The sequence below is a fragment of the Solibacillus kalamii genome, assembly GCF_002174535.1.
Taxonomy (GTDB): domain Bacteria; phylum Bacillota; class Bacilli; order Bacillales_A; family Planococcaceae; genus Solibacillus; species Solibacillus silvestris.
Window position 1 is genome coordinate 574,030 of the sequence record NZ_NHNT01000001.1, and the last position, 13,681, is coordinate 587,710.

The following is a 13,681-nucleotide window of genomic DNA, read 5'->3' on the forward strand; positions in this document are numbered from 1 at the left end:
GATATGCTCCAAAAATTAGTAATTAATATTTGTAGGAACGGTAAATTGAATTGGTGAAAGGACCAGTTTATTGTTGGCAAAATCACTTACCGTTGAAGTGGCCGTTTGTGTAATTGTAACAACTTGGTTAGCTTTTAATGATTGGGCTAACCGGATTGCCACTTGCTCATTAGTAGTTGAATAAACTTGTGAGATTGGCACCGCTAAGTCGCCCACTTTTACTTCAAACGAATGATTCAATGCATTTTTAACTGCTTCATTAAATGAAAGCGTAATTGTATCGGTACCGGTAATATTATGATACACATATTGCGGTGCGATATTTTCATTTAAAAAGACTAGTTCTGTTTTAGGTTCCATCGTTACGACTGAATTTAACGCCCGTAAATTGCTGATTGTTAAATTCGTACCGCGTGATTGGGCAATGTCTTCCTTAATCGTTAAATATACTTTGTACGGTTCATTATGTTTAACAATTGCTTGTTGGATTGTCAAACCGTCCAATGTATAGTTTTGCAGATTCGATGCCGTAATACCGTCCACATGTGTCGAGAATGTAACGACAATTGTTTTATTATCAATTACCGTGCCCTGTCTAGTATTATACGAAGTTTCCACACTTAATACGGAGAGCTTTTCTTCATTTTGCGCATAATCCGAACCACGCACAAAATTCACTTGGTAAGCCGGGTTTACCGCTTGTCCATATTCACTCGTAACTCCTGTGAATGTAGCACCTACTGAATATGTGTAGCCGGTAGTAGTTGTCACGCCAGAGCCAGTTAAATTGCTTAAACGAACACGGATTGTTTTGTCGTTCGTTGTGGATTTTTCAAGCTGTCCGACTAAAGACTTTTCTAACGGATACGTATACCCATTTAAAATATAGCTGCCTGTCAGCGTCACCTGTGCAAAAGCCGCCGCTTCTACATTGCGGTCAAATGTAAACTCTAAATACTCGATCCCTTTATCTTTTACTACATTTGTACTAACAACAGATGGAATTGTCGTATCCGCAACAAAGTTATACGCAGTTGAAAATACATTCACTTCACCGGAAACATCGGTAATATAACGACCAGGCGTTGTTGATATTGTAGTATAGCCATTTAAAGATCCGTTTGTCGTAACAATATAGGAATTAGCATCGTCTTTATCTTTCACAACACTCGTAATTACCGGTGAGTACGTATTTTGAGCAATCTTAATATCTGCCGGAACAATTGTACGAATTTCTTCAGAGAATGTTAACTTGAACTTTTTAGCGCCCAGTTGTGTAACATTCGTTAACGTTGGGACAACACCGTCTTTATCGCCTTTTGTAACGTATGTTGATAAAGGGTTTGGCGAAGAAAGATTGTTTGAAATATCGATGATTGTACCAAATGTGATTGCAATAGCAGTACCTGGTGCTAAAACTTGTCCTTTTGCTGTAGCAGCGGATAAATCATAAATAACTTCTGTCGCATTTTTTTCAATTGTCCCTTGAACACCTGAAACAACCGAACCATCTGCTAATTTAAATTGCGTTACCCCAATCGGATTTGTAACAGGCTCTGTAAAAATTACTTTTACTTTAGTAGCCGAAACATTATCTACTTTTAAAACGCCCGGTGCTGTCTTATCAGGTACGAATGTTGCGATATCATCGTATTTAACAAGCTTTTGCGATGTTACTGATTCAATACCATCAACTACAACACGGTAGCGTCCCTCAAGCCCCGTTGTTGCATTAATTGTCACCGTCAATGTGCGCTTATCTTCGCTTAATTGACCTTTTGACAATTGTACTTGTCCAAGACGATCGACACCTGTAACCGCAACGAGTTTATTAATGGCCGCTGTATTTAACTCAGTCCCGAGTTTCACCGGCTGATTGAATGAAATAGCAATTTGTCCGCCATTAGGATTTGTAATAGAAGAAATTTTCAGATCCGGCACTTCAAATTTCACTTTCGTTGTAAACGTTTGTTCGTTAACATCAAAAGTAACATCAGTTTCCACATTTTCCAATAACGGTGTTTTTAAAGTCACAATATACGCCTTATCATCTGAAAGCGTTACACGTAGTTTGTCCGCTGCTTGTACTTCTACTTTTTTAATTGTTAAAACAGGTTTTTCCGGTTCAGGCTTTGGCACTTCAATTTGCAGCATATTATATAGGAACGTTGCGAACTGACCACGCTTTGTCGGATCTTTCGGACTGAATGTCTTTTGCTTTGTCACCGCATAGTAAGCAAGTGTTTCAATAGACTCCTGATGCTCCTTAGTTGTTCTATTTAAATCACTAATATTCGATTTATAGTCCGTTTCTTTCATTGCTTCCACATAATCAAAATCATTGATCACTTTAAATGCGCGCACTAAAACTGTCGCCATCTGGTCGCGGCGTAACTGGTCACGGTGCATAAGTGCCCCATTACTACCTTGGAAAACCCCAACATCCTTCACTAATGCCGCATACTGCAACAATTCATCCTGAGATTTTGCTGTTAAATCTTTAAAGCGCATTTTCGTTTTATAATCTTTTGGAACTTCATGACCCAATGAAACTAAATATTTCCCTAGTAGTTTTACAACATCTGAACGCGTTAGGTTTTGATTCGGCTTGAATGTGCCGTCCGGATAACCTCCGATAATGCCCTGCTCCGATAACGAAGTAATCGCATTCTCATGACCACTGCCTTTAATGTCCGAAAACGATGCCGCACTAGCTGCAGGAACAACAGCCGTTGCTGCTAGAACAGCTGCTGTTGCAGATGCTAGAAATTTAGTATGAACTTTCATATGTAACTCCCCCAATAGTTAAGTTGATAGTTTTATATATGTAATAACTTTATTTGATTATTGCAAACTTCTGCTATAACCAAAGGAGAGCTATCTGAATATATCGTCTGATCATTATCAATTAAAGCAAACTCTTCAACAAGCACTTCTTCATACTTCCAATTTCTAAATAACGGCAGTACTTCTTTACACTGAATTACCAGGACATTCATTTTTGACTGAAAATAACCTTGTACTTCTAGCAAACACCCATTCACTTTTAATTGGCTAAAAAAATGCATGTACATCCCTCCATAGGGGATATTGTATAATTTTTCCTTGTTTATTACAAATTATCTTGTATTAAAAAAGTGATTGCATACACCTTTAGAGGTTTCAATCACTAATCTGAGCGCTCAAATATGATTGCTCTTATAGTTTCTAGTTGAACTTTTTGAGTGACCCCGGAAATCAAAATCTGGTTAGTATAAGTCCTATAAAACACAGAACATATTACTACCCCTAAATAGACAATAGCCCTAATTCCACGAATGGTATAATAGGGCTTCTGTTAATCTTATACATTATTATAATATAAGCAAAATTTAATTTGATTCGGTTATCTACTAAAAAAAGCACTGTAGAGATTATTCTCTACAGTGCTTTTTAATAATCGAGTTATAACGGAAAACTAATAGTTTTCTATTTTATAACAATCGACATACCTCGTTTCATTACTATGAAGCAACCCAATTATTGAGCTACAGTAATAGTATCTGCAAACTTAGCCGTATTTGTAACATCATCAGCGATATTTGCATTTGAAGTTGCTTTAATTGTAACCCCTTTAGATAACTCATCAGCAGTTAAAGGAGTACCTACAGTTACAGCAAGAACTGATTTTTCAGAACCAGCATCAACTACCTCAACAGCTAAAGTTTTAGCAGATTTAACACCGCCAATATATAATTCAAAGTCAGCACCAGCAGTATCATTAATATTAGATACAGCTTCACTAAATGTTAAATTAATATTAGTAGTTGTTGTAAGTTCCGCTTTAGTTACAGTTGGAGCAATGTTCTCATTAAGTGAAACTTCGTTAGTTGAATATGGAAGCATAGTTTTAGAAGAACCTAATGCTTTAACATTTTCAACACTAATATTACGAATACCTGTGAATGTGTTTGAATCTGCTTTTAAGTTAAGAACTGCAATTTGAGTTCCGTCTTTAAATGGTTGTAATGTTACTGATTCAATAACAGCACCATCAACTTTGTAGTTAGCAACATTAGTAGCTGAAGCACCATCAACAGCACCAGTAAATGTAACATTTACTTTGTTGTTATCAGCATTAGCAGTTACAGTAGGAGCACCTAAAACTGTTGAGTTTGTTGCCGTACCATCTTCACCACGAGTGAATGTTGTTTTAGCTGTATCAGCTACAACACCAGCGCCATTAGTAACACCAGCGAATGCTAGGTCTAATGAATATGTTGCACCTTTAACATCTTTAGTATCTAATAAAGTAGCTAATGCTACACGTACAACCTTTTTATTCTTTGCATCTTTATAAGCAACAGTTTTCGGAGTAATATCTCCATCAACTAAAGTAGTTGTAACATAATCTTTTGAAGAAGTACCCGCTGTAACATCAACAGTTGCAGAAGCTAATTCTACATCTTTATCAAATGTAATTTCAAGATATTCTTTGTTATCAGTAGTATCCTTTACAACAGCAGAAGAAGCAACTTTTGGAGCAGCAGCATCTTTAACGAAAGTAACTACTTTAGTAGTAGCAGCTGAAGTTTCACCACTTAAATCTGTAACAGAAGCAATTGAAACAGTTGTAGCACCATCAAGTGCATTTGTAGTTTCTACATTGTATACAGTTGGATCTGTAGTATCTTTAACAACTGAAACTGTAGCATTATCTACGATTGTAAATAATCCAGTTGCTGCAGCAGTACTAAGTTCTTCAGAGAATTTTACTGAGAATTTTTTAGCTCCAGTTTGAGTGATTGAACTTACAGTTGGAGCAACTCCATCTTTATCACCCTTTACAAATGATACTGTAGATGGGTTTGGAGATAGTAGGTTACCAGCTTGGTCTTGAGCACCGATAAATGAAGCAATAACTTCTTTACCAGCTGCAACTTCTGAACCAACTGTGAAAGTAACTTCTTGAGCTCCAGCAACAAAGTCATTTTGTACACCAGTTGCAGTTGCAGTAACTTGTGTACCATTAGCTAGTTTGTAACTTACTGTACCTAAAGTTTTAATAGGTTCAGAGAATTTAACTGTGAATGAACCAGCAGATTTTTTTGTAGTTGAAACAACTGTAGGAGCTGTTTTATCAGCAGTAATTGTAATCATTTCAGCATATTTAGTAATATTTTTGCCATCCGTAGCTTTCAAACCGTCAACAACAACATCATAACGTTTCGAAAGTGCATTTGCTGCTGTTACTGTAAGTGTTTTACCGTCCTCACTTAAAGTACCAGTTAATTCACCAGGTGCTACAGCTGGAGTTTCAATTGAAGTAAATGTTACAGTTGCACCTACTTTAAATGCCCCACTTTTACCATCAGCAAATAGAGTTGCTTTATCAACAGCTTTGCTGAATTTAACTTCAACTTGTGTAGCATTAATCGCTTTTACTTCTTCTACTAGTAATTCTTCTACAACATAAGTTACTTCAGCAGTATATTCTTTTTCATCGATAGTGAATTTAATTTCAGTAGCTTTGTTAGATTCTAAAGCTTCGTCTAATTTTACAGTGTGTTTAGTATCATCAGATAAAGTTACTTCTACAGTTTTAGCATCTACAGCTACTGCTTCTTTAACTGTTAATTCAACAACTGCATCAGTGTTGATTGTTTTGTTTAAGAATGTAGCGAATTGTGCACGAGTTACTGAATCTTTAGGCATGAAGTTTTCAACGCCAGAGATACCTAAGTTACGTAATGCTTGGATCGCTTCACGAGCTTCAGCTTTAGCAGTTGCTAAGTCAGCAACTTTAACGTCTTCGATTTCAGCAGCAACTTCTACTAATGTAGTGTCGTTGATTGCTTTGAAAGCGCGGTCTAAAACTAGAGCCATGTTTTCACGAGTGATTTTGCCACCAGCGTTTAATGCGCCGTTAGAACCAGCGAAAACGCCAGTGTCGAATACTAATGCAGCATATTTTACTAATTCTTGGTCTTTAGCGTCTGCAGCTAAGTCAGTGAAACGAGCTTTAGTTGCATAGTCAGCTGGGATTTCGAAACCTTGAGCTTCTACCCATTTACCTAACATTTTAACAACTTGACCACGAGTTAATTCTTGGTTTGGTTTGAAAGTGCCATCTGGATATCCTCCGATGATGCCAGCTTCTGCTAATGCGTTAATGTTTACAGCGTGTGAGTTTGTGTCAGCAACGTCTGAGAATCCAGCAGCAGAAGCTACAGGAACGATTGCAGATGCTACAAGAGTAGCTGTAGCAGCAGCTGCTACGAATTTAGTATATTTCTTAGGTTGGTTAGCCATAGAATGATTTCCTCCAATAAAAACAATTTTTTATCATTTTAACAAATGTTGTCTCGTATATTACGATAACAATTATAAGTATATTAGTAAGATATTTTAATGTCAATGCTAATTTAGGAAATATAAAGCAACCCCTCCAATACTAGCTACACCAATACTTTAGTTGTCAGAACTTTAAGTAATATTAATTGGTAATAATTAATTCACTTGGTAATAATTAGTTTGTAAATATAATTTAATTGTTTTTTTGAATTATAGTAATTGGCATTAAAATGGTACTTTTATGACTCCCTTAACAGTATATTAATTACATATATAGAATACAAATTCCAGATAAAGCGAACCTTTAACCTAGGGAATTAGAACCTTATTCTATTTAAAGGAGCAACTTCACATACTACACAAAATCAAAAAGCCATCTCTAACATTAGAGACAGCTTTTCCATTTTCTATAATAGTACCAACCCAGCTACAGCCCCAGTAACAACGACAATCCAAGGCGGCATTTTCCAGTAAGCAAGCATGCTGAATAACACTACGGCTAACGCAAAATCTTTCACTTCCAAAATTGAACTCGTCCAGATTGGAGAATACAATGCGGCAATTAAAATACCGATGACCGCCGCATTCATACCCATGATGGCACCTGTAATTTTTGGATGGTTGCGTAGTTGATCCCAAAACGGCAACGCCCCGATCACCAAAAGAAACGCTGGTAAAAAAATTGCAACCGTTGCAATGATCCCACCTTGCCAGCCATTCATGACCGTCCCTAAATAAGCGGCAAATGTGAAAAGTGGACCTGGTACGGCTTGTGTAACACCATACCCCGTTAGAAACGCTTCTTCGCTCATCCAACCTGTTGGAACGAACTCATTTTCCAATAACGGGAGCACGACATGTCCCCCGCCAAACACAAAAGAACCGGAGCGGTAAAAACTATCAAACATTGCCACCCAATAAGAACCTGTTGCTTCTTTCAACAGAGGTAAAGCTACCAGTAAGCCAACAAACAACAGAAGGCAAATCGCTCCGACCTGTTTAGAAACAGGGAAGCGCGACTGTACCACTCCACCGTCATTCTCCTGTTTCAGCAAAAGAAACCCTATAAATGCGGCAATCAAAATAACCCCTACTTGGCTAAAAGCGGTTTGCCATAGAATCGTCACAAGTAATGCCAATATCGCAATGGCCTTTCTTTTCAGATCAGGTGTCAGACTTTTAGCCATTCCTATAATGGCATGGGCAACGATCGCCACTGCCACAATCTTCAATCCGTGAATCCATCCGGCATTTCCTACACCAAACCCCGTCATAAGTAATGCAAATGCAATAAGCGCCACTACTGATGGAAATGTAAACCCGATAAAAGATGTGATACCCCCTATAATACCAGCCCGCATAATTCCAATGCCGATTCCGACTTGGCTGCTTGAAGGTCCAGGAAGAAACTGACAAAGCGCTACTAAATCTGCATAACTTTTTTCATCCATCCACTTTCTTCTCCGTACATATTCCTCATGAAAATAACCTAGATGAGCAGTCGGTCCACCAAAGGATGTCAGCCCTAAACGTGTAGAAACTAAAAATATTTCGATAAGTGATCTGAGTTGATTTTGCTTAGTTGTATTCATCGCCAGTTAACTCCTTAAGACTATTTTAGAAATGCAACCTTCTATATTTACTTTCTGCCTTACTTAAAAGTAGCACTTCTCTCTTGCTACACATAGATTATTCCTTATAATTTACATACTTTTTACACTTACTTTGCAATAAGGATTATAATGAAACTATATTTCTATTACACTGTTAATATATGTGTTATTTTCTTCAAGTTAGGGTATTAATCATATGTTAATAAAATTATTGAGGTGAATTTATGTTCGAGTACAAGTTTTGGCATCATCTTTCGCACCCATCGCAACTCATACATAATATTGAACGTAGCGAAGATCAGAGACTTTTAGGGTATCGGAGAGTTTTGCTGGCTATTTTTGGTTTTACATTACTGTTCTTTATCATTCGTAATTTCTGGGGGATGAATACAACCGATTTAACCGCACTACTTGTAAATGGTGAAGGAGATTTGTATAGTTTCGCCAGACTGATGTCTTTAATCGGTGCGATTCTAGCAGGTATACTATTTTTTATCATTCATTATTATGTCATTACATATTTGATTCATTTACTGACAAATATTGATTATGGCTGGATTCGAAAAATACAGCTTTACGTCATCTTCTTCGTTGTTCTTGAGAAATTGCTGACGGTGATGATTTTTGCAATTGCAGGATATTCTACACAGTTCACAATGTTTTCACTGGCACCTATGATGGCATACGTATATTATCATGACTACTTATTGTTCTTCCTGAATCAATTAACAGTTGCATCGATAATTGCGGTATGGATTCAATACATATTTTTATCGAATTGGACAGATCGACCGAAAGCGTTGCTGTTTAAGTTAATACTTATTCAAATTGTATTGGCATCGCTTGTTGCGCTATATAGCATTCTTCCTGTTTTAACTTGGATTGAAGGGTGGCTTGGTCTGTAATGCGTATGACGAAAAAAGTGAAGATTTTTAGTGCAGTTGCCTTATTGTTTGTTTTGGTGAACGGTTATTTATTACTAAAAGACAACGATATTATTATGAAAAACTACTATATAAATAATGTGCAGTTTGCAGTAGCCGATTATCATGAAAAAGTTTTGGAAACCGATGCTGTTGTTGCAGCGAAGCAGGAGCATTTCATCGCAGCGCCTGTACAATCAATTAGTGAAGTGCTCGTTACACAAGGGCAAAGTGTCAGCCTATTAACAGAGCTCGCCATCTATAAACCGGAAGAGGCTGAACGTGAAATTACACGCCTTGAGACAGATCGTGATGCGTATGAAAACGAGCTATCAGAATTGGAAAGAATCGTTTCGGATTTACAAAATGAAAGCAACAATTCCTCACCGAGTACTGCAACTGATTCAACAACACTTGGTGACAACGAAATTTGGAATATAAATTTAACACTGGAGCTTGGTATTGAACAAAGCACGCCAACAGCAGAAGGTATTGCGATTATCCAACGTTCGATTGCGGAAACAGAGCGCCAAATTACTATTTTGGACAGTATGATTTCCCAGTTAAGTAACAATAATTCCTTAACAACACCAGTTGACGGGATTGTTAAAGAGATTGTGCTTGAAGGCGATTCGATTATTTTCCAAATTCAATCGCTTGAGAAGAAGTTTGTTGCATATGTGAAACATGAAGACTGGAAGGAAATCGAAATCGGTCAAAAGGCTTCTGTTATATTGAATGAAGGTAAAGAAGACGAGCTGATCATTGACGGAGATGTACTGGAGAAGCAGCAAATCCCAGCTCGTGATTCCATTGCATTTAATGAAATGAAAAAGAACGATAAAGTAAAGCCGGATGATACAGTCTATGAAGTTAGCATTGAACCAACTGACTTATTAACGGAAACACCGATTGGTACTCTTGCCGATGCTACAATTACAACATTTGAAGCAAATGACAGTTTCCAAGTAGATGAGAATTGGCTTGTGAAATATGAACAAGACAATACAGAAAACCTCATTTATGCAGTCGGAGAAGATGGGAAAACTAGATTAGAACCGGTTGACCTACTATTCAAGCATAAAGCGGAAATTGAGCAAGATGAATTCATGTATGGCGAGCCAGTTGAGGAAACTGTTGATGAGGAAGCCATTGAAGAGGAAGCTGTAGTTACTGAACCACGCATCCGAACTGTTGAACTCGAAGATTCCAAAAATGAGGATACAGCGAAGGACGAGGATTTAGAAGACACAGCGGTATTTACAGCACCAATCGCACCAAAGCAAATTTTCATTGACGGCGACGAAAAAAACCTGTTCGCCCCTACCTTCAGACCGTATCCATTACGTACGTTTGAATGGGCATATGTTGATGCAACATGGAAAGACGCTCTTTGGTATTTAATTAAATAAAACAGATAATAGACGGTGGGACATGCTCTTCTTTCCCACCGTTTTAATATGTATACAGAACACTGTGTTTTACTGTCTTTCTGTACGGGTAAAGACATAAAAATAAAAGTGACGGAAAATAGAAAAGGAGTCGAAACGAATGAAAAAAGGAATAACAAAAAGTTTCATAGCTACTACTTTGTTCGCTTCCGCATTATTTGTAGCGAGTGATGACGTCTATGCGAAAAAGACTTTTTATGATGTAGAAAACAGCCGGAATTCACATACAGAAGCCATCCAATATTTAAATAATTTAAATGTGTATGATTATAAAAGCGGCAATCAATTGAATTTCAGCAAACCTGTTTCACGAGCAGAAGCATCGAAAATTCTCCAAACGATTCTTTCAAGCGATTCGGCCCTGGCCATTCCAAAAGTACGTTCTTACAACGGAAAGTTCAAAGATGTGACGAATTCGACTCCTTTTGCACAGGAAATTATTTGGGCATATGAATCAGGCATTTTTGACGGGGATGAATACGGCAATTTCAATCCGGATCAGCCAGTAAAGCGTTCCCATCTATCTAAAATTTTAGTAGAAAGCCTGAAATTAAACGGCGGTACGAAGGTCAGCTTTAAAGACGTTTCAAAATCCAGCTGGTACTATGACTATGTAAATATTTTGGCGAGCCACGGTATTACGACCGGCAATGGAAAAAATCAGTTTTTACCGAACAATAATGTCACAAGTGCGCAAATGGCAACATTTTTATATCGGGCACTGAGTTATAAAACGACTGGTGAAGTAATCAGCGAACCAGCGCCTCCTACTGCCGAAAAACCTGAAACTGCTACAGCAACGTACAATAGCGAATATGACTTTGCGTGGAAGCAAACAGGCAAAAATTTGGACTTTGAATTAGAAGGTGTCGATAACAATAAGATTGTTGCACGCTATATGACAAAACAAGGGAAAAGCTTCTTCGGTGCACAGGACCTGCAAATCGGCATAAATAATGCAACCGATGTAAAAGCGAAGTACGGAACGAAAAATGCAAATGTACAACGCGGAAATATCGTTTACAATACGCAAGCTTCCAATGAATATAATTTCTATTTAATAGACGACTATTATGTAACCTTTTTCTATGATATTCATAAAAAGAATGTCATTCGCTCCATCCTTTATGTCCATAAAGACTATGAAGTGAAGAAAGATGGCTATTACGGCGATATATCGGATACACAAAAACATTCCGAACAGCTGATGGTCGAGCTGATGAACCAGGCACGTGCCGCTGAAGGGGTTCATCCACTAACACACTCACCGCAATGGGCATCGATTGCACGCAAGCATAGTAAAGATATGATCGATAACAACTATTTCTCTCATACAAGTCTTTCAGGTAAAATACCATATGACCGTATGATCAGCGGAGGTATGAGCGAGTCCGAGCTGAGAACATGGGGCGAAAATATTTCGTATGGTCACTACAATGTTATTTACGCCCACGAAGGCTTTATGAATAGTAAAGGGCATCGAGACAACCTACTGCAGCCTGCCTATAACAACGCGATCGTAGGCCTGGAGTACAGCAGCAAAAAGGCCCCTTACTTTACGATCAATTTCTATTAAACTAATAAATCCAGTCCCTCAGATTATAAAGAGAGACTGGATTTTTAAATTATACATTCGTTACTTCCACACGGTTCCGTCCGTTTTCTTTTGCTTTATATAAAGCTTCATCCGCTTTTCCGATGATGTTCTTCATCTGGATGCCGTGCAGTGGATAGTTTGCAATACCCGCTGAGAATGTAAGAGGTTTTCCTGCAGGACTGATAATTTGCTGAACATTTCCCCGTAATAATTCAACGCGTTCATATGCTTCTTCAACCGTTGTTTCTGTAAAAACAAGAATAAACTCTTCTCCTCCGTAACGGCAAGCTAATTCATTTTCTTTTAAAGATTCTTTTAATTTAATTGCTAATGCTTGCAGTACTTTATCCCCTACGATATGTCCATGTGTATCATTAATCGATTTAAACCAATCCACATCCAGCATGACGAGCGTATAGTCTTTTCGTTGTTCAGTAAGCAATTGTATTTTCTTTTCGAAAGCAGCACGATTCAATAGATTTGTTAGTGAGTCAATTGACGTTTCTTCTTCCAGTGTATTCACTTTTCCATGTAAAAACGAAAAACTGTGGATGAGTGCTTCTTGTATTTTATACACTTCGTAATACCATGCCCGTATTTCCTTCAGCTTTTTCATCTCTTGCTCTTTCACACTGCTTTCCGATATTTCTGCTATTCTTTCAAGAGGACGAACAATCTGACTGGCCAATAAAAAGACGACAATCGTTGATAATATAATGAATGGTAACCCAATTTTCAACACACTTACCACCTGTTGCCCAACCATACTAAGCGCTGCATCATATGGTGTTTGCACGATAATTCCCCACCGTGTCCGTTCACTCTGGCTGAATCCCGACAGCATCGGCTGATCAAGTGTATTAACAAATGTTAATGCACCGTGTTTTTCATTTAATAAACGGGCGACGACTTCATTTTCCGAAGCATCTGCCCCTAACCTCGCTTTATTGGGATGATAAATAATTCTCCCCCGCGTATCGACCACGTAAACATAAGAGCCATTTTCATAAGGATGCTGGCCGAGAATCGACTCAAAAATATTGGATTCATATAAGTAGATATTCCCGCTTAAAACCCCTTTAAAGGCTCCTTGCTCATCATAAATCGGCATTGAAATGACAATCAATTTACGTCCGGTTGGCGAAATAAATGGATCTGAAATGAAGGGCTTATATTTGTCATAGTTTTTCAGTTCTTTTAAGAACGGAATGTTTTTTCCAGCTTCACCGAGAGTTTGAGGTGCATTCACCAAAACATTTTCTTCCGCATCAACAATAAGAACAGAACTAAATGTATCTCCATGTAAATAAAGACGATTCACTTCTTCTTGTAATTTATTTATATTATTTAAGTTATTTGCAATCTCTGCTGCACTATAACTTAATGTGTTAGTTGTACTAGCAATAAATTTATCGACTGTTTCCGCTAATTTCAGCGCGTATACCCGGTTATTCTCCAGTGTCTGTTCCTGCATTAATTTCATATTGCCTTTGTAGGTACTGTACACACCGACTAGCGTAGAAAGTACAAAGGCAAGTACAATGACTGAAATAAATAAATATTTTAATTTAACGATATTTCGTAACGCAAACATTACAATCTCCTAGTCCAAATATAGGCACGTATATTTGATTTAATATAATTGCTAGTATTATAACATAGCATGACTAACACTATTTCAGCTTGTACACCATATTTATGACAATCTTGTTAGGGATTTATGTATTTAGTCAGTAAAAAAGCATCACCAAGTCATTTTACTGA

General features: G+C 37.6%; 8 protein-coding genes. 3 read left to right on the plus strand and 5 right to left on the minus strand.

The features are described from left to right. Positions 1-15 precede the first annotated feature (15 nt). The 4 genes from CBM15_RS02710 to CBM15_RS02725 all read right to left on the minus strand — a co-directional run bounded on the left by CBM15_RS02710 (position 16) and on the right by CBM15_RS02725 (position 7,925). On the minus strand, positions 16-2,787 hold the full coding sequence (locus CBM15_RS02710) for an S-layer homology domain-containing protein (protein WP_087615639.1): 2,772 nt from the start codon (positions 2,785-2,787) through the stop codon (positions 16-18). A 32-nt stretch (positions 2,788-2,819) separates the two neighbouring features. Continuing rightward, positions 2,820-3,068, minus strand: coding sequence for a hypothetical protein (locus CBM15_RS02715; RefSeq protein WP_087615640.1), 249 nt, complete (start codon positions 3,066-3,068; stop codon positions 2,820-2,822). Between the two features lie 451 nt (positions 3,069-3,519). Further along, positions 3,520-6,291 (minus strand): S-layer homology domain-containing protein, encoded by a 2,772-nt coding sequence (locus tag CBM15_RS02720; RefSeq protein ID WP_087615641.1) that lies wholly within the window; start codon positions 6,289-6,291, stop codon positions 3,520-3,522. A 449-nt stretch (positions 6,292-6,740) separates the two neighbouring features. Then, complete coding sequence (locus CBM15_RS02725) at positions 6,741-7,925, minus strand: chromate transporter (RefSeq protein ID WP_087615642.1); 1,185 nt, start codon at positions 7,923-7,925, stop codon at positions 6,741-6,743. 245 nt (positions 7,926-8,170) lie between these two features. Between CBM15_RS02725 and CBM15_RS02730 the strand changes: the two genes are divergently transcribed. The 3 genes from CBM15_RS02730 (at position 8,171) to CBM15_RS02740 (ending at position 11,896) form a co-directional block, all read left to right on the plus strand. Then, on the plus strand, positions 8,171-8,851 hold the full coding sequence (locus CBM15_RS02730; protein ID WP_087615643.1) for an amino acid transporter: 681 nt from the start codon (positions 8,171-8,173) through the stop codon (positions 8,849-8,851). After that, on the plus strand, positions 8,851-10,281 hold the full coding sequence (locus CBM15_RS02735) for an HlyD family secretion protein (protein ID WP_087615644.1): 1,431 nt from the start codon (positions 8,851-8,853) through the stop codon (positions 10,279-10,281). The genes CBM15_RS02730 and CBM15_RS02735 overlap by 1 nt, the downstream gene beginning before the upstream one ends. A 139-nt stretch (positions 10,282-10,420) precedes the next feature. Then, positions 10,421-11,896 carry an S-layer homology domain-containing protein gene (locus CBM15_RS02740; RefSeq protein ID WP_087615645.1) on the plus strand — a complete coding sequence of 492 codons (1,476 nt, stop codon included), beginning with the start codon at positions 10,421-10,423 and terminating at the stop codon, positions 11,894-11,896. 49 nt (positions 11,897-11,945) lie between these two features. Here CBM15_RS02740 and CBM15_RS02745 read toward each other — a convergent pair whose 3' ends face one another. Beyond that, positions 11,946-13,511, minus strand: coding sequence for a sensor domain-containing diguanylate cyclase (locus CBM15_RS02745; protein ID WP_087615646.1), 1,566 nt, complete (start codon positions 13,509-13,511; stop codon positions 11,946-11,948). Positions 13,512-13,681 lie beyond the last annotated feature (170 nt).

What these genes read in the sequence shown, in the direction of transcription:
- CBM15_RS02740 (WP_087615645.1), top strand. Translation starts at nt 10,421, where the DNA reads ATGAAAAAAGGAATAACAAAAAGTTTCATAGCTACTACTTTGTTCGCT.
- CBM15_RS02735 (WP_087615644.1), top strand. Translation starts at nt 8,851, where the DNA reads ATGCGTATGACGAAAAAAGTGAAGATTTTTAGTGCAGTTGCCTTATTG.
- CBM15_RS02720 (WP_087615641.1), bottom strand. Translation starts at nt 6,291, where the DNA reads ATGGCTAACCAACCTAAGAAATATACTAAATTCGTAGCAGCTGCTGCT.
- CBM15_RS02730 (WP_087615643.1), top strand. Translation starts at nt 8,171, where the DNA reads ATGTTCGAGTACAAGTTTTGGCATCATCTTTCGCACCCATCGCAACTC.
- CBM15_RS02745 (WP_087615646.1), bottom strand. Translation starts at nt 13,511, where the DNA reads ATGTTTGCGTTACGAAATATCGTTAAATTAAAATATTTATTTATTTCA.
- CBM15_RS02710 (WP_087615639.1), bottom strand. Translation starts at nt 2,787, where the DNA reads ATGAAAGTTCATACTAAATTTCTAGCATCTGCAACAGCAGCTGTTCTA.
- CBM15_RS02715 (WP_087615640.1), bottom strand. Translation starts at nt 3,068, where the DNA reads ATGCATTTTTTTAGCCAATTAAAAGTGAATGGGTGTTTGCTAGAAGTA.
- CBM15_RS02725 (WP_087615642.1), bottom strand. Translation starts at nt 7,925, where the DNA reads ATGAATACAACTAAGCAAAATCAACTCAGATCACTTATCGAAATATTT.